Source organism: Lysinibacillus sp. FSL M8-0216 (assembly GCF_038595555.1).
Lineage (GTDB): Bacteria > Bacillota > Bacilli > Bacillales_A > Planococcaceae > Lysinibacillus > Lysinibacillus fusiformis.
In genome coordinates, this window is record NZ_CP152007.1 from 3,076,362 (window position 1) to 3,097,795 (window position 21,434).

The 21,434-nt window shown below is 37.8% G+C and carries 24 protein-coding genes and 1 riboswitch; of the genes, 4 read left to right on the plus strand and 20 right to left on the minus strand.

Translation table 11 applies throughout. The annotated features are described in order from the left end of the window. Positions 1-66: 66 nt before the first annotated feature. A complete protein-coding gene (locus tag MKX57_RS15075) occupies positions 67-231 on the minus strand; it encodes a hypothetical protein (RefSeq protein ID WP_164908727.1) in 165 nt (54 codons plus the stop codon). 193 nt (positions 232-424) lie between these two features. Here MKX57_RS15075 and MKX57_RS15080 point away from each other — a divergent pair, with 193 nt between their 5' ends. After that, on the plus strand, positions 425-949 hold the full coding sequence (locus MKX57_RS15080) for a GNAT family N-acetyltransferase (protein WP_342550392.1): 525 nt from the start codon (positions 425-427) through the stop codon (positions 947-949). Between the two features lie 462 nt (positions 950-1,411). Here MKX57_RS15080 and accC read toward each other — a convergent pair whose 3' ends face one another. The 12 genes from accC to MKX57_RS15140 all read right to left on the minus strand — a co-directional run bounded on the left by accC (position 1,412) and on the right by MKX57_RS15140 (position 10,056). After that, positions 1,412-2,779 carry an acetyl-CoA carboxylase biotin carboxylase subunit gene (gene accC, locus MKX57_RS15085; RefSeq protein ID WP_008179874.1) on the minus strand — a complete coding sequence of 456 codons (1,368 nt, stop codon included), beginning with the start codon at positions 2,777-2,779 and terminating at the stop codon, positions 1,412-1,414. A 12-nt stretch (positions 2,780-2,791) separates the two neighbouring features. Further along, the gene (gene accB, locus MKX57_RS15090) at positions 2,792-3,289 is read right to left on the minus strand and encodes an acetyl-CoA carboxylase biotin carboxyl carrier protein (RefSeq protein WP_008179873.1); all 498 of its coding nucleotides are present in this window, start codon (positions 3,287-3,289) and stop codon (positions 2,792-2,794) included. Between the two features lie 199 nt (positions 3,290-3,488). Further along, entirely contained in the window at positions 3,489-4,043 is a 555-nt protein-coding gene (locus MKX57_RS15095; RefSeq protein WP_008179871.1) for a SpoIIIAH-like family protein, read from the minus strand. After that, complete coding sequence (locus tag MKX57_RS15100) at positions 4,044-4,463, minus strand: hypothetical protein (RefSeq protein ID WP_008179869.1); 420 nt, start codon at positions 4,461-4,463, stop codon at positions 4,044-4,046. It abuts the gene before it with no gap. Between the two features lie 207 nt (positions 4,464-4,670). Next, positions 4,671-5,582 carry a stage III sporulation protein AE gene (locus MKX57_RS15105; protein ID WP_036126944.1) on the minus strand — a complete coding sequence of 304 codons (912 nt, stop codon included), beginning with the start codon at positions 5,580-5,582 and terminating at the stop codon, positions 4,671-4,673. Positions 5,583-5,594: 12 nt separating this feature from the next. After that, the gene (locus MKX57_RS15110; protein ID WP_008179865.1) at positions 5,595-5,972 is read right to left on the minus strand and encodes a hypothetical protein; all 378 of its coding nucleotides are present in this window, start codon (positions 5,970-5,972) and stop codon (positions 5,595-5,597) included. A 5-nt stretch (positions 5,973-5,977) separates the two neighbouring features. Further along, positions 5,978-6,187: a hypothetical protein gene (locus MKX57_RS15115; RefSeq protein WP_008179863.1), complete on the minus strand. Its 210-nt coding sequence runs from the start codon at positions 6,185-6,187 to the stop codon at positions 5,978-5,980. A 92-nt stretch (positions 6,188-6,279) separates the two neighbouring features. Beyond that, positions 6,280-7,287, minus strand: a complete 1,008-nt coding sequence (locus tag MKX57_RS15120) for a nitronate monooxygenase (RefSeq protein WP_089986075.1) — start codon at positions 7,285-7,287, stop codon at positions 6,280-6,282. A 206-nt stretch (positions 7,288-7,493) separates the two neighbouring features. Then, a complete protein-coding gene (gene efp / locus MKX57_RS15125; protein WP_008179859.1) occupies positions 7,494-8,051 on the minus strand; it encodes an elongation factor P in 558 nt (185 codons plus the stop codon). A gap of 17 nt (positions 8,052-8,068) precedes the next feature. After that, positions 8,069-9,130: a Xaa-Pro peptidase family protein gene (locus tag MKX57_RS15130; protein ID WP_008179857.1), complete on the minus strand. Its 1,062-nt coding sequence runs from the start codon at positions 9,128-9,130 to the stop codon at positions 8,069-8,071. A 2-nt stretch (positions 9,131-9,132) separates the two neighbouring features. Further along, positions 9,133-9,567, minus strand: coding sequence for a type II 3-dehydroquinate dehydratase (gene aroQ, locus MKX57_RS15135; protein ID WP_036126950.1), 435 nt, complete (start codon positions 9,565-9,567; stop codon positions 9,133-9,135). Between the two features lie 63 nt (positions 9,568-9,630). After that, on the minus strand, positions 9,631-10,056 hold the full coding sequence (locus MKX57_RS15140) for a hypothetical protein (RefSeq protein ID WP_089986076.1): 426 nt from the start codon (positions 10,054-10,056) through the stop codon (positions 9,631-9,633). Between the two features lie 148 nt (positions 10,057-10,204). Between MKX57_RS15140 and MKX57_RS15145 the strand changes: the two genes are divergently transcribed. Further along, entirely contained in the window at positions 10,205-11,137 is a 933-nt protein-coding gene (locus tag MKX57_RS15145) for a DUF1385 domain-containing protein (protein WP_342550393.1), read from the plus strand. 131 nt (positions 11,138-11,268) lie between these two features. Here MKX57_RS15145 and MKX57_RS15150 read toward each other — a convergent pair whose 3' ends face one another. From MKX57_RS15150 to MKX57_RS15175, 6 genes are all read right to left on the minus strand, one after another. After that, complete coding sequence (locus tag MKX57_RS15150) at positions 11,269-11,751, minus strand: hypothetical protein (protein ID WP_089986077.1); 483 nt, start codon at positions 11,749-11,751, stop codon at positions 11,269-11,271. Further along, entirely contained in the window at positions 11,751-11,957 is a 207-nt protein-coding gene (locus MKX57_RS15155; protein ID WP_090002494.1) for a helix-turn-helix transcriptional regulator, read from the minus strand. Before MKX57_RS15155 ends, MKX57_RS15150 begins: the two co-directional genes overlap by 1 nt. A 231-nt stretch (positions 11,958-12,188) precedes the next feature. Beyond that, complete coding sequence (locus tag MKX57_RS15160; RefSeq protein ID WP_089986079.1) at positions 12,189-13,127, minus strand: alpha/beta hydrolase; 939 nt, start codon at positions 13,125-13,127, stop codon at positions 12,189-12,191. Positions 13,128-13,445: 318 nt separating this feature from the next. Continuing rightward, positions 13,446-13,730 carry a hypothetical protein gene (locus tag MKX57_RS15165; protein WP_342550394.1) on the minus strand — a complete coding sequence of 95 codons (285 nt, stop codon included), beginning with the start codon at positions 13,728-13,730 and terminating at the stop codon, positions 13,446-13,448. A gap of 482 nt (positions 13,731-14,212) precedes the next feature. Next, positions 14,213-16,783: a vitamin B12-dependent ribonucleotide reductase gene (locus MKX57_RS15170; RefSeq protein WP_089986081.1), complete on the minus strand. Its 2,571-nt coding sequence runs from the start codon at positions 16,781-16,783 to the stop codon at positions 14,213-14,215. A gap of 188 nt (positions 16,784-16,971) precedes the next feature. Continuing rightward, positions 16,972-17,802, minus strand: a complete 831-nt coding sequence (locus tag MKX57_RS15175) for a biotin/lipoate A/B protein ligase family protein (RefSeq protein ID WP_025116068.1) — start codon at positions 17,800-17,802, stop codon at positions 16,972-16,974. Between the two features lie 204 nt (positions 17,803-18,006). Here MKX57_RS15175 and MKX57_RS15180 point away from each other — a divergent pair, with 204 nt between their 5' ends. Together MKX57_RS15180 and MKX57_RS15185 are read left to right on the plus strand one after the other, a co-directional pair. Continuing rightward, positions 18,007-18,393 carry a rhodanese-like domain-containing protein gene (locus tag MKX57_RS15180; protein ID WP_008180167.1) on the plus strand — a complete coding sequence of 129 codons (387 nt, stop codon included), beginning with the start codon at positions 18,007-18,009 and terminating at the stop codon, positions 18,391-18,393. A gap of 407 nt (positions 18,394-18,800) precedes the next feature. Further along, positions 18,801-18,877: riboswitch (glycine riboswitch) on the plus strand. Positions 18,878-19,040: 163 nt separating this feature from the next. Next, the gene (locus MKX57_RS15185) at positions 19,041-20,378 is read left to right on the plus strand and encodes an amino acid permease (protein ID WP_090002496.1); all 1,338 of its coding nucleotides are present in this window, start codon (positions 19,041-19,043) and stop codon (positions 20,376-20,378) included. Between the two features lie 34 nt (positions 20,379-20,412). Here MKX57_RS15185 and MKX57_RS15190 read toward each other — a convergent pair whose 3' ends face one another. Beyond that, positions 20,413-21,375 (minus strand): glutaminase, encoded by a 963-nt coding sequence (locus tag MKX57_RS15190; RefSeq protein WP_008180161.1) that lies wholly within the window; start codon positions 21,373-21,375, stop codon positions 20,413-20,415. Between the last annotated feature and the right edge of the window lie 59 nt (positions 21,376-21,434).

The following is a 21,434-nucleotide window of genomic DNA, read 5'->3' on the forward strand; positions in this document are numbered from 1 at the left end:
ACAATGGTATAAACAAAAAACCTCTAACTGCAAAAAAAAGTTAGAGGCTTTTCAAATAACGACCGCTTACTTCACTTTTTCTGCTACACCCAATACTTCGTTCTCTTCAAGGAACTTCGTATTGAATTGTGCTGATTTGAAGACGTCATTGTTCATGAATGCTTGGTGGAATGGAATAGTTGTTGCGCTTAGTTTATTAGGAGTAGGATTTATGTGAATGATGAATCTCATATATGCTAGTCCTTTTTATGCTTTCAAATCAATCATAAGAACGCTCATAGGCGCTACAGTCGCTTTGAACACTTCTACAAGATTTTGCAATCTCCATTTAACTACCAACTCTTACTCTAATATGTTATGTTTTTAAATAAAAAGAATTTTCTGTTAGTAAAGGAAAAGATAGAAATATGATGGGGGAATGAAGATGAAAATTAGAACAGCAACAATTCAAGATGCACAAGGTATTGGAAAGGTTCATGTTGACAGTTGGAGGACAACCTATAAAAATATTGTTCCTGATAGTTTTTTAGATAAATTATCCTATGAACAACGAGAAAAATTATGGGAAAGAAATATCATCAGAGAAGATAATTATGTTCTTGTCGCTGAAAATGAAATTGGAGAAACTGTTGGCTTTGCAGTTGCTTCAACTAGAGAAAAAAACGTTGAACGTAATTCAAGTGACTTAAACTCTATTTACCTACTAGAAGAATATCAAGGCAAAAGGATTGGAAAACTTTTATTGAAAGAGTTATTTATGTATTTTAAACAGAGTGGGTATCAGTCAATATTTGTAGAAGTATTAGCAGAAAATAAAACACGTTTTTTCTATGAATATTACGGAGCGGAATATGTGAAGACGGTGCAAATTAATATTGGTGGAAAAGTGTTAGAAGAATACGTCTATGTGTGGAATGATATTGATAAGGTTTTGGAAAAACTAAAATAGGAACTATGATCAACCATTCGACATTCAAAACAATAGTTATCATACTAAGGGCTTGTGAGTATGATTCAACCTCATTACAATCAAGTCCTTTTGCTATGCTCTCACAATCAAATGTGGGAGAATAATCCACTTGAACAAACATCTACTAAACGTTTAAAAGTTTATATATATTCACTGATTGTCGCTTTACGAACCCCTACAGACGCATTTGCCCTTTCACTATTTACAAAGCACTTTTAATTTCTACACCCTTCTTAGCCTCATGTCATTCAGCTACATCAATCATTAGCTTTGGTGGAGTAAAGAGTATCGTATCTTCCTCTTTAAACGTACCATCAAAGCTTGGTAGCTTTATAGCTTCTGTCATATCTTCTAAATCAAAGTCCCTTGTACGCTGATCTTTTCTAGATAAACAAAAAACCTCTAACTATAAAAGTTAGAGGCATTTCAAATAGCGAACGCTTACTTCACTTTTTCTGCAACACCCAATACATCATTCTCTTCAAGGAACTTCGTATTGAATTGTGCTGATTTGAAAACGTCATTGTTCATCAATGCTTGGTGGAATGGAATCGTTGTATTGATTCCAGGACCAGATACTTCAAATTCACCTAGCGCGCGATTCATTTTCGCAATCGCCTCTTCACGTGTATCGGCATGAACAATAAGTTTTGCCACCATTGAATCATAGTATGGTGGAATTGTATAACCTGCATAGACAGCAGAATCAATACGTACACCATAGCCACCTGGCGTTACATACGTATCCACAGTTCCTGCTGAAGGCATGAAGTTTTTATAGGCATTTTCTGCGTTAATACGACATTCAATAGCCCAACCATTTAATTGAATATCATCTTGAGTGAAAGGTAGTTTTTCACCAGATGCAATTTTTAATTGTTGTTGTACAAGATCTACACCAGAAATCATTTCTGTTACTGGGTGCTCTACTTGGATACGCGTATTCATTTCCATGAAGTAGAACTTGTCCTCTTGATAGTCATAAATGAACTCAATTGTTCCAGCACCTTCATAGTCACAGGCTTGGGCTGCTTTTACGGCAGCTGCACCCATTTCAGCACGGCGTTCAGAAGAAAGAGCTGGAGATGGAGCTTCCTCTACTAACTTCTGCATACGACGTTGAACAGTACAGTCACGCTCGCCTAAATGCACGACGTTACCATAGCCATCCGCTAAAATTTGGATTTCACAGTGACGGAAGTACTCGATGAATTTCTCTAAATATACGCCAGGGTTACCGAATGCAGCAGCAGCCTCTTTTTGCGTAATATCAATACCTTTGACAAGATCTTCTTCTGTACGTGCTACGCGAATCCCTTTACCACCGCCACCAGCAGTGGCTTTGATGATTACAGGATAGCCAATTTTAGCAGCCCATTCTTTACCTGTTTCGATATCTGGCACAATACCAGTACCCGGAACAAGTGGAACTCCTGCTGCTTCCATTGTTGTACGTGCTACGTCCTTGATACCCATAATTTTAATGGAATCAGATGATGGACCGATAAATTTAATGCCAGCGTTTTCACAAGCTTCTGCAAAATCAGCGTTCTCCGATACAAAGCCATAGCCTGGGTGGATACCGTCAGCACCTGTTTTTTCAGCTACACTAAGTAGAGCTGGGAAGCTAAGATAAGAATCTTTTGATAGCTTTGGTCCAATACAGTAGGCTTCGTCTGCTAATTTCACATGTAATGCGTCTGCATCTGCCTCAGAGTACACAGCAACTGACTGAATGCCTAACTCTTTACAAGCACGAATGATACGCACAGCGATTTCGCCGCGGTTTGCAATTAAAACTTTTTTCATGATTTGCACTCCTTACTGAGCTTTTACAAGGAATAATGGTTGGCCGTATTCTACTAATTCGCCATCTTTCACAAGTACTTCAACGATTTCCCCTTGCACTTCTGCTTCAATTTCGTTGAATAATTTCATTGCTTCTACGATACATACAATTGTTTCGTTCCCTACTTTGTCGCCTGCTTTTACGTAAGCTGGTGAATCTGGGTTTGGTGATTGATAGAAGGTACCGACCATTGGAGATACAATTTTATGTAGCGATGGGTCGTTAATCGCTGGCGCCGCTGCAGTAGGTGCTTCTTCCACTTTAGCTGGTGCTGCTACTGGAGCTTCTGCTGGTGCAGATTGTTGTACAACAGGTGCTACTACTTCTTTTTTAGGTGCTACAGTTTCTGTAACAACAATATTATTCTTTTTTAACTTAACTTTTGCGCCATCTACCTCATACACAAACTCGTCAATTGAAGAAGAATCTACTAATTTAATAATTTCGCGAATTTCTTGAATTTTGAACATTTCTAACTCTCCTTATGAAATAAAATCTACTACAATAACTATTTTATATTTTTTCGAATCAATTTGAAATAGTTAAATGAAAATTAAGTAAATATGAACAAAATAAAAGGCTTTCCTTTACTAAGCGAAAGCCTTTTCATAACGCTGATATATAACAACTCTTTTTAAATAAACTAAAAATTTATTATTTTCTATATTTTTAATAATTATTCGCGCTGAACTTTACTTGTACATCATTTGCGCCTTCCATCTCTGTTCTTACTAAATATATAATTTCATTTGCTTGGGATTTTGATAATTCTTCAGCCATGACTGTAACAGAAACTTTTTCTCCTTCAGCACGAACAAATGCATCAGAATAGCCTAATGATTTAATGAGCATTTCAAGCATTGCTTCTGCTGATTCTCGTTTAATAAGACCATCCATCTCATTGAATGCCTCATTTTTTTCGTCAGCGGAAGATTCTTCTGAAGCAATTTTTTGTGTTAACTGCTCACGAAGTTGGCTTCTCTCATCACTAACTTGCATACGCATTTCTTCAAATAAATGACTCGGTGAAGAAACTTCTTGTGTCACATCATTCGTTGCTTTTTGATCTGTAACACCACTTACAGCTGTTTGTTGTAATGTATCATCCGTAAAAATAGTAAGACCATTGAACTGTTTTGCTGGATCAACCAAATAATACACTGAAATGACTGCTACTAAACTTAATAATGTCATAAACCAAACTGTTCTTCTACGTACGCGCATTTACTTTTCCTCCTTATTTTCCATTGGAACGATAATAATTCGATGAATCGGCAACTGCATCACTTGACTGACGACTGCACGAATTTCATTTTTCACAAAGATATCGGATGCACCTTCTGAAACAACTAGCATTCCTGTTACGTTTTTCGCGCCTTGCTCAGTCCCTCGAAAATATTGGCTGAATAGTTTATTGGCATCTTGGTCATCTGTCATCTCTCCATAATAAAAATAGACTTTAACCTCCCCAACACCTTGCATTGCTTTCAGTGTTTGCTCAAGTTTTTCTTCATTCGTGAGCGGTGAACCTTTGTCGTTCGTTGAATTCGTTTGATACATAGGCAAAATGATGAAAATACCAACGGAGGCAGCTACCAGTATTAAAACCATTAATGACGTTGTTTTTTTTCGTGTCTTTTCCACATCACTTGTACATTGCCTCCTTTCATCTTCTCTTTTTCAAGTGTATGTACGCTTGTTTCTTCCTATGAATTGATAAATGGAATCTTTAATAGCAATTGCAAAAATACTAACGTGATGACCAGTTTTGTGAGTGAAATTATTTCCTTATCATCCGTTAGAAACACAAATATCTGACAAACAAAGAGCAATGCCAATAAAAGAATCAATCTATCTCCCCCCTGCCATAACTTGTACGAACACAATGAGGAAAAAACAAGAGAACATAAATGAAAAAGCAATCAAAAATGATACTGCACATAAGGTAAATAGGGATTTACTAATTTGATCTAGTAGTCTACAAATATCATCAAAGGCAATTGGTTCTAAAATAGCCGCAAGCATTTTTAAAGAATAGGCACTGACAACAAGTTGAACAGTTGGAATAAACGATACGGTAATAACTGCGATAAAGGCACTAATGCTAGTAAGGGAGGATGTAAATTGTGTCATATGCTGAAACATTGAAAAGCTATCAACTATAAACGAACCAACCACCGGAATATTTTCTTCAATTAATTTTTTGACTGGCTCAGCTACAGCTGCATTGACGCTAAACGCTGCCACTCCTCCTGCAGTCATCAATAGGACGTAGCAAATAACAGAGGCAGAAACGATACTCATAATGGTAAAGCGAATCAAATCCGCGATCCGTGTAAAAGATATTTCCTTGACAATCACACTACATACATCAAAAACAATGGCTAACAAAACACCAGGAATAAGCCACTTACTACTAATAATTGTGAGAACTTGTACAAAAAACAGCAAAAAAGGCTGCCAGGATGCAATGGCTGTAATACTACTAGATAACATAAAGCTTGAGGTCAAAATAGGATAAAACGCTGTAAATAAATGGGCTAGTCCTTGTGCAATTTCATCAATTAATGTAAAAGATTTAACAACAACTGGTCCTATCGTAGCTAACACAATTAGAAAAAAGAGGATTCTTGTCCCTTTTTCAAATTCTGGTAATATCATGTTGATGATTAAAATCATGATGACATAACTACAAAGCAACAGTGTCATCTTGAGCAAGAGAAAGAATGGGTCGATTAAAAACGATAGTATTTGCTCCTGCAATGGCTCCGCTCCTTAGTTTAGCCTTTGTAAAATGGCCGACACCTCCTGTAAAACAGCCAAAAATTCTTTGAACCAATACAATAAAATAACAATCTTTACCGCCGCAAAAACAATGTTCCCGAGCACCCTATAGTTATGTTCTACAAGCAGCAATGACACCCATTGCCCGACATAGAACATACTTGCACTAATTAAAATAGCCTTTGCATAAGGCAAAAACGCAAGCGTTTCTAAAAGTTGCTTGACGAAGGGCAATAAAAGTGTCGAGAACAGCATGCCAAAAAGCAAAAACGAAAACATCACACTTATTAGCGCGTGGAGTGGCTGTATGACTTCTTTTATCAGCAATAATAAAAGCAGCATGACAACAGCAACGATAACAATTTCCATTTACCCTACCCGGATGATGTCAGCCATTGAAAGAATGTGAGAATTTCGGTAAAAAATAGACGTAAAAATCGGAGTAGTTCTGCTGTCATATATAAGTAGGCAATAAAAAATAGGAAAAATGAAAATTCCTTCTTCCCTGTTTGATCGAAGAAAACATGAAGAAGCGCAACTACTAGTCCCACTCCAGCAACTCTTAATACGTCTTGTAATTCCATTCCTACGCCCCCTCGTGTACAGCAATATATGTCGCTCTACAAAAAAAAAGACCTCTATACAGTTGTATAGAGATCTCTTCTATGTAAAAATTTTATAGCCATTTATCTACGATACTTTTGACCGTACCAGTTTGCTGAACAAGATGGCTATTTTCGCCCATCCACATCGATAAATATTCGGCATTGCCCTGTTCAGCACTTTCCTTACGAATAGTTGTCGTTAAATAATTTTGCAACGGATAGGGTGCAACTGTCGCATCCTTCATACGTCTAGTAAAATCATTTGCTAGACCCCTTGCTGGTTTACCCGTAAATGCGAGTGTAATGGTTGTTTCCTGTTCTTTTGATGCCAGCACCGCATTTTTATAAAGCGGAGAAATTTCACATTCTTCTGCCACCAGTAAAACCGTCCCAACCTGCACTGCCTGTGCACCGCTCTCTAAAGCCTTCTGAATATCCTCCTTCGTCACGAGACCTCCCGCTGCGATAATAGGAATAGCTATGTTCCCCGCTACCTGCTGCAGTAGGTCATATAAAGGAATCAATTGAAGTGGTGCTGTAAAGGAACCTCGATGACCACCCGCTTCTCCGCCTTGTAGGACCACCGCATCCATGCCAGCCTGTTCAACTAGCTGAGCTTCCGCTAATGTAGTAGCTGTACCAATTGTATATACCCCATGTTCCTTTAACTGTTGGAGCACCTCCGCTGAAGGAATACCGAATGTAAATGAGCAGATCTTTACATTCTCCTCAATAACCGCTTGGACTTGTCCAGCAAAAACTTCCTTGGATACAACGCTTTGTACAGGCGATAGTCCAAGCTCATCATAAAAAGGTTGGAGTGCCATGCGGGCCTTTTGTAAAACCTCGATATCAATTTGCGGCTCCTCTTGTACGAATAGATTGACCGCAAAAGGTTTTGTCGTTAGCTTTTTCACTTCCTGAATAAATTGCTTTGTTTGTTCACCATCTAAGTAACCTGCACCTATAGAGCCTAATAATCCTGCCTCGGTACAAGCTGCAACGAATTTAGGTGATGTGACACCTGCCATAGGTGCTTGAATGATTGGTTGTTGACTATCTAGTATTGTTTGTAGCATAACTCTCACTCCTTACGATTATTGTAGACATTTCTCCCAATAATGACCATCTATCTGATGATAGAAACTTGGAGGGAGACAAGAAAAAAAGAGACAGTTTCTCTATCCATTATCACAATGTCCCGATCGTTTAACAAGAAATGTATAAGAAAAAAATAAAAACCTACCCTTTTAATAAAAAAGAGTAGGTTAATGATCATTAATAATTAAGCACGAGAAACGTAAGAGCCTTCTTCTGTGTTAATGATTAGTACATCACCTTGGTTTACGAAGAATGGTACTTGTACAATAAGACCTGTTTGAAGAGTAGCAGGTTTCGTACCACCTGAAGCTGTGTCACCTTTAATGCCTGGTTCTGTTTCAGTTACTTCTAATTGAACCGTGTTTGGTAATTCAACACCTAGCATTTCACCTTGGTAAGATTGAATATGAACTTCCATGTTTTCTTTTAGGAATTTTAATTCATACTCGATTGCTGCTGAAGCTAGTTCAGTTTGCTCGTATGATTCTAGGTCCATGAATACATGGTCGTCACCTTGTGCATATAGATATTGCATTTTGCGGTTATCGATTTGTGCTTTTTCTACTTTTTCACCAGCACGGAATGTTTTTTCATTCACTGAGCCGTTACGTAGGTTACGTAATTTAGAACGTACGAAAGCAGCACCTTTACCTGGTTTAACGTGTTGGAAATCTAACACGCGGTATAATTGGCCATCAACAACAATTGTTAGACCTGTACGGAAATCGTTTACTGAAATCATTTGTGTTCCTCCAAAGTTTATAAAATAATGAGTTCTTTTGACGAATGTGTGAGTAATTCATTCCCAGTCTCAGTGATTAAAATATCATCCTCAATACGGACACCACCGATACCTGGTAAATAAACACCCGGTTCAATCGTCACGGCCATACCTGGCTCTAGCACTGCATCAGAACGCATCGATAAGCCAGGGCCTTCATGTACTTCAAGACCGATACCATGTCCTAAAGAATGACCGAATGCTTCGCCATATCCTTTTTCTTTTAAGTAGTCACGTGCAATAGCGTCCGCTTGAATACCTGTTAATCCAGGACCCACTTTTTCAAGTGCTAACAGCTGAGAAGCAAGGACTGCATTGTACATATCTACTAATTTTTCAGATGGTTCTCCAACAGCCACAGTACGCGTAATATCCGAAATATAGCCATTGTATAGCGCACCAAAGTCTAATGTAACAAAGTCGCCTTTTTCAATCACTTTATCCGTTGCCACGCCATGTGGTAATGCTGAACGAAGACCAGACGCAACAATTATGTCAAACGAAGACTGAGTCGCTCCTTGTTTACGCATGAAAAATTCTAATTCATTCGAAACCTCAAGCTCTGTTTTACCAGGCTTGATGAAGCCTAAAATATGTGTAAATGCGTGATCTGCAATTTCACACGCAGCCTTAATAATATTAATCTCTTGTTCCGTCTTAATCAAGCGAATTTTTTCAATTAGCCCAGAAATCGGCACTAAATCAGCTTGAATATTCGATTTATACAGTTCATATGTGCCATAGCTTACAGTATCTCTCTCAAAGCCCAGTAATTTGATGCCCATATTCTTTACTTGTGTAGCAATTTCTTCAATAATTGTTGCTTCATGCTTAACAATTCGGAAGTCCTGAATTTGCGCGGCAGCTTGTTCTGTATATCGGAAATCTGTAATAAACACAGCATCATTTTGAGACACAATTGCTACGCCTGCTGTCCCTGTAAAACCAGTCATATAGCGGCGGTTATACCCATTCGTAACTAAAATACCATCGATGTTTTGTTCTTGAAGTGCTTTACGTAGCTTTTGTAATTTCAACATAATCAATTCTCCCTCTCGATAAATGTACGTAGTGCCAGTTCATAGCCTTTCGTACCTAGTCCACAAATTTGACCAAGGCAGGCCGGAGCAAGATAGGAATGATGACGGAAAGCCTCACGTTTATGGATATTGGAAATATGTACTTCGATTACTGGCACAGAAATTCCTGCAATAGCATCGTGTAACGCGATGCTTGTATGGGTATATGCACCAGGATTAAAGATGATGCCATCATATTTTTCGTCTTCTGCTTCATGCACCCAATCCACAAGTACCCCTTCGTGATTGGATTGACGAAATTCAACTGTGGCACCTAAAGAAGCCGCAAGATTTTGAACATTTTCTTGAACATCATCCAATGTTTCATGTCCATAAATATGTGGCTCTCTTTTTCCAAGTCGATTTAAGTTGGGTCCATTCAAACATAATAACTTCACGCTTCTATTCGCCTCTTTCTATGTACTTGCCATTTATTTTATCATACACGGCGCATACAGCAACTAATTTACTTTTTGCGCCGTATGCTCCCTCTGATGAAAATTGGCTGTTTCTAACAAGAAGCGTAAAAGGCAAACCACGACAACAATGAATGGGATCGAAAGCTTTTTAAAGGAAGAAAGTTGTAATGGTAAATCTAATGCAATCCATTCTAATAAAATCGTTACAAAAAGCCCTAGCAGTAGCGAAGAAAAGACCGCCGGAATGACATAGACATAGCGCATAGTCATATATACAAACAATCCGATGATGAATAGAAGAAATATAAAGAAGGTCCAGTGAAATAATTTAGAGCTTTCTTCAAACCAGCCCCATTTTTTATAAAAACCAATCGGATGCCATTTAATAAGATTAAAATAATGCAAACCTTTTAAGCACAATGCTAAAACAAGCGCATTTACAAGTGACGTTATTGTCCCTATTTTCACAATATTTCCTCCCTTGCCCACTAATCATTTCCTAAAATGTACGATTAGTGTAGCCATATAGAAAATTTACTATGCGTAACTGTAGAGGTTTTTGACTAAATTTAGTACAATGGTACAGTTGAAATATATAAAGAGAGTGGTGTTAGCCTTGAGCAATTCACCTGTATACGGGGGACAAGCACAATTAGAAGGTGTGATGTTCGGAGGAAAGGATCATACAGTTACAGCCATTCGTCGTAACGATGATTCCATTGATTATTATCATTTTAAAAAAGTACAAAAGCCTATTTTACAAAAGCTTAAAAAAATCCCATTTTTTCGAGGCGTTGTCGCGTTGATTGAATCAGCAGGCTTAGGTTCTCGTCATATGCAATTTGCAGGGGATCGTTATGATGTAGTACCTGGTGAAGAAGAAGATAATAAAGAAGAAGGATCCAAACTTCAAATGATACTTGGCGTTGCTGTAGTAGGTATTCTTTCCTTTTTATTTGGAAAATTTGCCTTTACACTAATTCCAGTTTTTATAGCTGATTTTTTCTCTAAATGGATTGAAGGAAAAACGGGCCAAATTTTACTTGAAAGCGGTATTAAACTACTATTACTGCTCACATATTTATATTTTATCTCGTTAACGCCTCTCATCAAACGAGTATTTCAGTACCATGGAGCCGAGCATAAAGTCATCAACTGCTATGAAGCTGGTTTAGACGTTACAGTTGAAAATGTCCAAGCACAATCACGTCTACACTATCGTTGTGGTAGTAGCTTTATTCTTTTCACAGTTTTTGTCGGCATGTTCTTATATTTCTTTGTGCCAACTGACCCGCTATGGCTACGTATTTTAGATCGTATTTTATTAATTCCAGTAGTACTAGGCATATCATTTGAAGTATTACAGGCAACAAATGCTTGCCGTAATATCCCTGTATTACGATTCCTTGGCTATCCTGGTCTATGGCTTCAATTGCTAACGACTCGCGAACCAAAGGATGATCAAGTGGAAGTTGCCATTGCATCCTTTAATATGCTACTTCAAGTAGAGCAACAGCCAGAAATAGCAGCAACATTAAATCATGATTAAGGAAAAGGCAGTCCCAACGTAAGTTGTTGGAACTGCCTTTTTTATATAGATGCTAGCCTTGCATTTTTCGTTTAAATGCCATAATCGCAGCTCGATAAACCTATCCAAAGGGATGAAACGTACAACTAAACTTACTTGGAAACTTTCCTATTGACTGTAAGGGCAGTAAATATCCCCATCATACTAGGCAGAATACTGAATAATAAAAACAGCCAATTATTTGTTAGGATCGAGATAATGGTAAAAATAAGTAGTGATGCGACATTGATGCATATACCTAACTTCACATAAGAAGGCTTAAAAGGTATTGGTCTGTACATGTTGATAGTCAAAATGAGCCCAATGATCGCCCAGCTCCCTAAGTGTACAAATAAAAGTACAGCTAAAACCATGGCAGTGCTTAATTTAATCCCAAACACTACTAAAGAAAAGAAAATATAAATTGCTGCTAACGTCAAATACCATGAATAAGATTTCGCCTTTTGCCAAATATGGTCGTGTACTTCATCTAAGCCTCTATTTTTCTTCGCTTTTTTCCTTCCGAACCACCAGCCAAGGATGCCAAAAATCATCCCGCCGTACAGTCCAAGAATACCCCCTATAGAAAATTCCATTATGTCATTCCCTCCTCTTCGAAAATAAAAACTTCCTCAATCGTGCAGTTGAACGCTTTTGAAATATTGTAGGCAAGCTCTAATGATGGATTGAATTTTCCCGATTCAATTGCAATAATTGATTGTCGTGAAACACCCACTACCTTAGACAAATCCTCCTGCGTAATCTTTTTCGATTTCCGCAATTCACGAATTCTGTTTTTCATAATGCCTCCTCATTAAATGTAAAGTAAACTGTACATTTAGTAATAAGTAAAGTTTACTTTACATCTTTTATTATGTCAAGCTAGCTTTACAATTTGATTTTCGTTTAAACAATGAGATGTGAGGGGCTTAGCGTAAAAATCCGTTTATTAAAACAGGAAATAAAAAAAGCGTGTTTTGAAAAATCAAAACACACTTGGGATCTCCACACTATTTATTTAGTGTAACCCTTTCTATTTCAACACTTTACTATGAATAATATTTATAATTTTCTGTTGAGCGTCTAGTGCTTCGGGGATGGGCATGACAACAAATACATGGTTCATTTTAGGATAAACAAAGGTTGTAATATCAATCCCTTGCTCGCTTAGTTGTTCATCAAACTTTACTGCATCTGGATATAAACTTTCATGGGTGCCAATAAAATGAGTAATACTCGCTAGACCTTGAAAATCACCATAAATTGGACTAATCAATGGGTCCTTTAGATCCTTATCAGCTGCCCATATCTTTGTGATGACGCTCATTCCTTCACTAGCTAGCATAGGGTCCTTTTCTTCATATTCAGGGATAAGAGGATTTTCTAGACTTAGGTCAACACAAGCCGATAGTAAAATAATATCTTGTGGCTGTGGCAAATGGTTTTGCTTTAAAAGCTGGGCCAAACCAAGTGCTATATTACCTCCTGCAGAATCTCCTATAATCGTTAATTGATTGGAGCTTTCAACCGACTCTAAAATCCTATTATAGAGATGAAGTATTTTTTGGTACGTGTCCTTATGATTAAAATGAGGTACTTTTGGATATATCGGAGCGATAACTTTTGCCTGTAATGCTTGTGCTATTTTATCCATGAACAGCCAGTGTAAATTTAACGGTTGATTCGTCCAAGCACCACCATGAATATAGAGAATCACTTTTTGTTTCGAGGACTTTTGATCATTTAATGTAAAAACTTGCATATCCTCAAAAGTTTGTTCATCCTTAACACTTAAAAATTGAACATCATCCCCAATGACATAAGGCTGATTATTCACAGTTGCTCTTTGCTTGATGAACTGTTTAGCATTTTCAACACTAGAAAAACTCACTTTATTACTCTGGGAAAATAACAACTTTTCAAATAGAACACTTTCTTCAGAACGCTCTCCATTAAAAATTACTACACTCATTACTTTATCCCCTTTCACCATTTTTTTATCTAGCTGGATGTATGAGAACCCTAAATAAACAAGCCTTAAAATCAAATGTCATTAGCTAGTACTTTACAAAATAGGTGTTGTCGTCAAACTTTATTACAATTGACCGGACATTATTTTAATTCCACAAATTGGCGTATACTCCTTCAAATTTGCATGTTAAATATAAAATATCTATCCGCTTCTTTGAAGAAATAAAGCTGGGTTAAAATGAATGAAGTTCCCAAAGCATTTTTGAGAACTTAATTTTGCTTACCATTTATCCGTATGAACCCGAATCAGTATTATTTTTTATTTTTTATTTTTTAGCTCTAATAGTATAGGTACTATATTTAGTAAGATAGAAACAATTGTCAAAAACCATAATGCCCTTCCCATACCTGGTACTACATCCTCTAAAGCTGCCCAATCTTCTACTTTTACCCAGCTAGATACAAAACTATATTCCGAACAAAGTGTCAATGCTGTAAATGATAACCCCATTGCCATCGCTAGTTTATAATCTTTACCTGTTGTATACAAATAAAGATTTATAAAAGTTGCTACTATAGCAATAAGTCCGAATAGTAACCACATTATGCTACCTCCCTTTTCAATATAGACATAAATTGTAATGAGGATGTTCCCAGCCCTTAATTGGAAATTATTATAATTATTGTTGTAAATCCACACTTTCCTGATGCGACTCCTATATATATAAATGTTTGATTGGTAATGATTCTTTCTTGCTTTAATGGAGATTTTACCATAAGGATATATATTCCAACATAATCAGCCTTTCACCAGAAACATTGTTATAAAAGTATTCCACTCTTCCTTTAAGTACAATACTAATCGGCACCAGAACTTTGTCCAAAACCCATTCTTCAATATCCTCACAATAGATGATGAACATTTAGTCGAATAAGTTTTGATTCTACTGGAGTCATATCAGACCTATAATTTTCAGAAAAATATAAAAAAATAACCTCTTACGGCCATAATACCGAAGAGGTTACTTTTAATCAAAATTTATTACCGTTTTCATTCTTTTATTCAAAGCAACAAGAACATAAAATTTACAGGCCGCATTTTAACTGTGCGCCACAGTTTGTACAAGTATTACAGCCGCCCATTTCTTCGACTGTTCCTTTACGACATACTGGACATGTATTTCCTACGTCCGAGCCAATTACCGTCGTGGACTCTAGTGCTTGAATCGTATCAACTAATACGACTGGACGTGTTGTATGTTCTTCTACTAATTCTTCCTCAAATGATAGTTGATCCATATCATTTTCTTCGGCTTTTAGCGTAAGTACCTGTGAATCACGGCTACCATCCACATAGACCGTACCACCTTTAGCGCCACCTTTATATAGTCGCTCATATACTTTTTCAACTTGTTGTACAGTATAGCCTTTTGGCGCGTTTACTGTTTTAGAGATCGATGAATCAATCCATTTTTGAATAATACATTGTACATCCGCATGTGCCTCTGGTTTTAGCTCCATTGCCGTTACAAACCATTCTGGAAGCTCTTGCTCACTAGCCTCTGGATGACGATCTAAATATTCTTTTACAATTTCAGCTTTCACTTCAATGAACTTACCTAGACGGCCAGAACGGTAGTAAGTGAAGGAGAAATATGGCTCAAGACCTGTTGCTACGCCTACCATTGTTCCTGTTGAACCTGTTGGGGCAACCGTTAATAAATGGGAGTTACGGATACCTGTTGCTAAAATTTGCTCCTTGATGTGAGCAGGCATTTTTTGCATGAAGCCTGTTTCTGTGAAAGCTTTACGTAAACGAGCTGTTTCTTCGTCAGTAGCACCTACTAAGAATGGGAAGCTTCCACGCTCTTTAGCAAGCTCTGTAGACGCCTCATACGCGGTTTCAGCAATTGTTTTAAAGATTTCATCGACTAAAGCATTACCTGCTTCAGAACCGTATTCTTTCTCACAATAAATGAGTAAATCAGCTAGGCCCATTACGCCTAGACCAACACGACGCTCACCAAGTGCTTGTACACGGTTTTCCTCTAAGAAGTATGGAGTTGCATCAATAACATTATCCTGCATACGAACACCAACACGAACCGTTTCACGTAGTGCTTCGTAATCTACAGTTTGATTGTCTTTATTCGCAAATTGTGCAAGGTTTACCGCTGCCAAGTTACACACTGAGTATGGCGCAAGTGGCTGTTCCCCACATGGGTTAGTTGCAACAACGCTTTGACCATATGCCTTTGCATTCGTCATATCATTCGCATTGTCGATAAAGAAAATTCCTGGCTCTGCAGAGTATGTTGCACATACGTTAATTAAATTCCACAATTCTTTCGCTTTGATCGTGCGATATGTGCGGATTTTATAGCCCATTTTCTCCCATTCACGAACGTCACCAACATGATGCCATTCTGTGTTGTAAGCATGCATTTCTTCTTTCGAGTATTCTTCAACCGCTGGGAAACGCAGTTCGAAATCAGCATCGTTTTCAACAGCTTCCATAAATTCTTTTGTTAATGTTACGGAGATGTTTGCACCTGTTAAAAACTCTGAGTTATGCACAGTATATGTGCCACCATCACGTAATTTATTTTCAGCCTCACGAATAATGGCTGTATCAAATCCACCTAAACCTTCAATGCTTTTATAGTTTACAATGCCTTGATACATAGCTTCTTCCTGCATAGAAAGTGGCTTGAAGTTTAATTTCTCTTTAGCTAGACGAATGATTGTTTCATCCGTTGTATTTTCAATTAGGTAACGCAGAATACGTGGGTTTTGCATTTTAGAAATAATAAACTCCACAATATCTGGATGCCAATCGGCAAGCATAATCATTTGTGCTCCACGACGTGAGCCACCTTGCTCTACAAGATGTGTTAATTTAGCAATATCATCTAACCAAGAAACAGAACCTGATGATTTACCGTTTACTCCACGTGCCAATGTGTTGCGAGGACGTAATGTGGAACCATTTGTTCCTACTCCACCACCACGGCTCATAATTTCCATTACTTGTTTACGGTGATCACTAATACCTTCACGTGAATCCGCAACAAAAGGCATTACGTAACAGTTAAAGAATGTTACATCTGTTTCAGATCCTGCTCCGTATATTACTCGTCCTGCAGGAATGAACTTTAAGGACACTAATTGCTCATAAAATTTTTCAAACCATTCTTGGCGTTTTTCTGGTGTTTTTTCAACAACCGCCAGTCCTGTTGCATTTCGTTTAGCGATTTGTTCATAAAAAATCTCAAGAGGCTTCTCTAGCACGTCAATTGAACGCGTAATCACACCCGTTTCTTGCTCCTGTGGATCGTCTAAAACGCTACGATAATCTTCCTCAATCAAAATATCAGCTGTTTTTGTAGTCATGTCCAGCTTTTGAATTGTCCCTAAACCACGTGCAGGGAACTTTGGATCAGCTTTTACCGTTAAAACAACAAAGTCACCGGCTTTTAGTGTTTTCTTTTCTGTGTCTTTAAACGAGTAGCGATCGATCATGACAAGTCTTGATACACCTTTGTGCGTGATGTGCATATCAGGCGTTACAGGGTGTACCTGCGGGAATTGTTCGATATCTTTGTTTAACTGTTCAAATTGATTGTTTACATCGGGTTGATGATTTGTGAGTACCATCGTTTTGCCTCCCTTACAAAATAAATACACAATATCATGTGTCGTTAAACACTACATATTGTGTATATGTCTTTAAAAAAGATACTATATATAGATTTTCAATTCAACTCTTGCTTTTTTCAATAGAATCGTAACTACTTGTAATAGCAAGGATTTAACGCTTAAAAATATTTTTTTTATACCATTTTTTACTTTTTGAAGTTCCACTCATCAGATGCATATTTTTTTTCTTCTAATGCACGGACATATTCTAACTGCTCCTCAGAAAGTGTAAATGGTTTTAATTCAATTTGCAACGATTTTGCAAAACCATCTCGAAAAGCAGTCACACATTGTTCAACTGTCACAGGTTCATCCACAAGACTGTTAATCGCTACTGCTTTCTCTGGTAATTTTCTGCGCATACGATCCTTCGCTTCTTCACTCGAAAAATTAAAGACCGATAATAACTTCTCCTGATCTAAATCTAATAAAATGGCACCATGCTGCAATATAACACCTTTTTGACGTGTTTGCGCACTTCCCGCTATTTTTTTCCCTTCAACTACCAGCTCATACCAGCTTGGAGCATCAAAGCATACTGCACTTTTCGGACTCTTTAAGTCTGCTCTTTTCTCCTCTGTATCAGGGACACTAAAATAAGCATCCATCCCTAAGTTATGGAAACCTTGCAAGATGCCTTCACTTAGCACACGGTACGCCTCTGTCACTGACTCCGGCATATTTGGATAGCTTTCTGTTACGATGACACTATATGTGAGCTCATGCTCATGCAGCACAGCTCGTCCACCAGTTGGTCGACGTACAAAACCCAAGCCTTGCTCACGTACAGCATCTAAATTTATATCTTTTTTGGCTTGCTGAAAATAACCGATCGATAATGTTGCCGGTTCCCACTCATAAAAACGAATGACTGGTGGAATTAACCCCTCACTATGCCAATCAAGTAATGCTTCATCTAGTGCCATATTAAAAGAAGGACTACATTTCCCTGAATTTAAAAAATACCAAGTTGTCATATGTTCATCTCCTACAATTTATAAAAATACCTCAGGCCCCACCTGCGGTTCAACCTTAACGAAGATTACGTTACAGTTCAAGTTGTGGCTTTGCAAACGATATCGACGAATTCGCCACAATCTAGTTAATTTTATCAAACTCATTGGACTATCGCTAGCGCATCTTTTATAATAATAAAGAAGATAGAAAGGGGTAAGAAAATCTTGGACATACTTATCACAATCGGTGTCGTTTTAGTAGTCGTAATTGCATACATCGGTATTAATGCACTAAGACTCAAAAAAGCTGTAACCAACTTAACACAAGAACAATTTATTGAAGGCTATCGTAAAGCGCAGCTAATCGATGTTCGTGAACAAAAAGAATTTGATGCTGGTCACATTCTTGGCGCACGAAATGTTCCTTCCACAACATTACGTCAACGTTATAAAGAAATTCGCCCAGATTTACCAGTATATTTATACTGTCAAAATACAGGCCGTAGCTCACGTGCTGCACTATTTCTTAAAAAACGTGGGTACAACCAAATTTACCAACTTCAAGGCGGTTTCAAAACTTGGACAGGTAAAATAAAAGCCAAAAAATATTAATATTTCCCTAAAAAAAGTCGTCTCAAAGAACTAGGAGACGGCTTCTTTTTATACAAAAAATTCAGAGTTTCTACTATATTATATCTATTGCAAAATTTTAAGTGGCTATTTCGTACACTCTTTCATACTATAGTGATCCTCTCTCCCCTCACTTGTCCCACTCCATTTCTTCACATAAACCTTTCGTATTTACCCATTTGCGCATACTACGGAAATCTTTGTATGTCCAAAAATACTAATTATCGTTAGTAATTTTCATTTATTCACTACATTCTTCTATTTTTCTGAAAATAATATAAATTTCTAGTTGAATATTTGTAAAAGCACTGCTAGGATATATAATATCTTAAAATAATATTTATGTTAAAAAATTAATAAGCTATGAATGCTATGGATCAAACTATAGCAGGAGCAGTTCTGGAGAGAGCGCAATTTGCGTCGCCGAAGGGTTCACTATCTCAGGCAAAAGGACAGAGGAGTAATAACAGCTATTTTAAGCGATGCCATACGATGGTTACGAATGATTTCATGAACCATCCGTGATCAAATGGTATTTGTTATTCTGACGTTTTTCCGAGACTAGTGTCACAACTAGTCTCTTTTTTTATTTTTCCAGTCATTTTTTATGCATCTTTGGGGGGATTAACGTGGAACAGCAACAATTAAAACGTGAATTAAAAAATCGCCATGTACAGCTTATTGCCATTGGTGGGACAATAGGAACCGGTTTATTTCTAGGCTCTGGGAAAGCCATTGCATTAGCAGGGCCTTCGATCATCCTTGCCTATTTAATTGTCGGAACGGCACTCTTTTTTGTTATGCGTGCATTGGGCGAACTATTATTATCGAATTCAGGATATACATCATTTACGGATTTTGCCTCCGAATATATAGGGCCATGGGCAGGGTATGTAACAGGCTGGACCTACTGGTTCTGTTGGATCATGACAGCGATGGCGGATATTATCGCTGTAGGGGTTTATACACAATATTGGTTTGATATCCCTCAGTGGGTTCCAGCTATTGGTTGTTTAGTAGTATTACTACTACTGAATTTATTGACGGTCAAACTATTTGGGGAGTTAGAATTTTGGTTTGCTATCATTAAAGTGATTACCATTGTGGCGCTCATTATCCTTGGACTAATTATGTTAGTGACAGGCTTTCAAACAAGCTCTGGGACGGTTTCAGTAGATAATCTTTGGGTCCACGGTGGCCTGTTTCCAAATGGAGTATATGGCTTTTTAATGGCCTTCCAGATGGTTGTTTTCGCTTTCGTCGGTGTGGAATTAGTAGGGGTATCAGCAGCCGAGACTGCAGACCCACAAAAAAACATTCCTTCTGCTATTAATAAAATACCATTTCGAATTCTACTCTTTTATGTAGGGGCACTGTTTGTCATCCTATGTATCAATCCATGGTATGAAATGTCTGCCACAAGCAGTCCATTTGTCCAAGTATTTACGTTAGCGGGCATTCCAATTGCTGCAGGTATTATTAATTTTGTTGTGCTCACTTCAGCCGCTTCTGCTGGTAATAGTGGTTTATTTTCAACAAGTCGCATGCTCTTTAATCTTGGTAAAAATAAACAAGCATCACCTGCTTTTGCTAAGCTCAATAAAAATAGTGTTCCAAGTAACGCACTAGTCATTTCTGCAATTGTTGTATCCGTAGGGGCACTGTTAAGTAAGCTAATGCCAGAGAATGCCTTTAGTATCGTAACGACTATTAGTGCGATTTGCTTCATATGGGTGTGGAGTATTATCATCATTTCTCACATCATCTATAAACGGAAAAATCGTGCCCTACATGAAGCCTCAAGCTTCAAAGCACCGCTGACACCTTTTATTAACTACGTAGTGCTTGCGTTTTTTGCTTTCCTATTAATTGTGATGTTTTTTTCTGAGGCAACACGTACAGCTCTTCTCCTAACACCTATTTGGTTTATTGTCCTATTCATTCTATATAAAATGAAAAAAAGATGACTTCAGAGCTCACTCTGAAGTCATCTTCTACTCGTTAAAAAATGGTCATATCCCATTCTGTCGCTAAATGTTTCAGTAATTGGACACCTGCGACACTATTCCCGATAGGATCGATGGCTGGTCCATAAATACCTATGCCACAGCCAGCAGGGAATGGTGAATCTAACCCTGCATGGCCTGGGACAGCAGTAAGAATGGCACCAGAAACACCACTTTTAGCAGGAAGTCCAATAAATGCCGCAAATTTTCCTGAAGCATTGTACATACCGCATGTTACCATTAAAGCCTTTGCTAATTTTGCCACTTGTTTAGGAAATAACTGTTTCTTTAATAGCGGATGATAGCCATCATTAGCGATAACTAAACCAATCATCGCTAAATCGGATACATTGACTTCAATCGCACATTGCTTTAAGTAAACCTCAAGAGCCGCTTCTACTGGGCAGTCTAAGAAACCAGAATCCATTAAATAGTAGGCTAGTGCTCGATTACGGTTAGCTGTCTGCCACTCAGATTGAAACACTTCCTCGTTGACACTTAATTGCTTACCTATGATTTGCTCTAAAAATTGCAGGATTTTGTCAATCTTCTCCTGTGGTGAATGACCAATCATCATAGAGGAGACAGTAATCGCCCCAGCATTAATCATTGGATTAAAGGGCTTTCCTGGCTGATGACTTTCTAAGCGAATAATAGAGTTGAATGTATCCCCTGTTGGCTCAACATCAACCCTCTCTAATACATAGGGCAATCCTCGATCCATACAGGCCAGTATAAAGGTGATTACTTTGGAAACACTTTGAAGCGTAAATAACTCCGTCGTATCACCAGCTTTAATTTCATGCCCTTCAGTGCCAATAATGGCTATAGCTAATTGATTTGGGTCTTTTTTAGCTAATGCAGGGATATAGTTAGCGCACCGTCCTTCTTTTGCGGCAGAGCGAAACTGTGTGACCGATTGTGCCACAAGCTGATCGTGACTAGGTTGTGTTGACATTACTGTGGACTCCTTTCAAAATGTGCAAAAACAGAGTCTTCATAGTTCTCCTATGAAGA

Coding starts and splice junctions, on each gene's coding strand:
- MKX57_RS15075 (WP_164908727.1), bottom strand. CDS start 231: ATGAGATTCATCATTCACATAAATCCTACTCCTAATAAACTAAGCGCA.
- MKX57_RS15080 (WP_342550392.1), top strand. CDS start 425: ATGAAAATTAGAACAGCAACAATTCAAGATGCACAAGGTATTGGAAAG.
- accC (WP_008179874.1), bottom strand. CDS start 2,779: ATGAAAAAAGTTTTAATTGCAAACCGCGGCGAAATCGCTGTGCGTATC.
- accB (WP_008179873.1), bottom strand. CDS start 3,289: ATGTTCAAAATTCAAGAAATTCGCGAAATTATTAAATTAGTAGATTCT.
- MKX57_RS15095 (WP_008179871.1), bottom strand. CDS start 4,043: ATGCGCGTACGTAGAAGAACAGTTTGGTTTATGACATTATTAAGTTTA.
- MKX57_RS15110 (WP_008179865.1), bottom strand. CDS start 5,972: ATGGAAATTGTTATCGTTGCTGTTGTCATGCTGCTTTTATTATTGCTG.
- MKX57_RS15115 (WP_008179863.1), bottom strand. CDS start 6,187: ATGGAATTACAAGACGTATTAAGAGTTGCTGGAGTGGGACTAGTAGTT.
- MKX57_RS15120 (WP_089986075.1), bottom strand. CDS start 7,287: ATGCTACAAACAATACTAGATAGTCAACAACCAATCATTCAAGCACCT.
- efp (WP_008179859.1), bottom strand. CDS start 8,051: ATGATTTCAGTAAACGATTTCCGTACAGGTCTAACAATTGTTGTTGAT.
- MKX57_RS15130 (WP_008179857.1), bottom strand. CDS start 9,130: ATGTTGAAATTACAAAAGCTACGTAAAGCACTTCAAGAACAAAACATC.
- MKX57_RS15150 (WP_089986077.1), bottom strand. CDS start 11,751: ATGGAATTTTCTATAGGGGGTATTCTTGGACTGTACGGCGGGATGATT.
- MKX57_RS15155 (WP_090002494.1), bottom strand. CDS start 11,957: ATGAAAAACAGAATTCGTGAATTGCGGAAATCGAAAAAGATTACGCAG.
- MKX57_RS15160 (WP_089986079.1), bottom strand. CDS start 13,127: ATGAGTGTAGTAATTTTTAATGGAGAGCGTTCTGAAGAAAGTGTTCTA.
- MKX57_RS15165 (WP_342550394.1), bottom strand. CDS start 13,730: ATGTGGTTACTATTCGGACTTATTGCTATAGTAGCAACTTTTATAAAT.
- MKX57_RS15170 (WP_089986081.1), bottom strand. CDS start 16,783: ATGGTACTCACAAATCATCAACCCGATGTAAACAATCAATTTGAACAG.
- MKX57_RS15175 (WP_025116068.1), bottom strand. CDS start 17,802: ATGACAACTTGGTATTTTTTAAATTCAGGGAAATGTAGTCCTTCTTTT.
- MKX57_RS15190 (WP_008180161.1), bottom strand. CDS start 21,375: ATGTCAACACAACCTAGTCACGATCAGCTTGTGGCACAATCGGTCACA.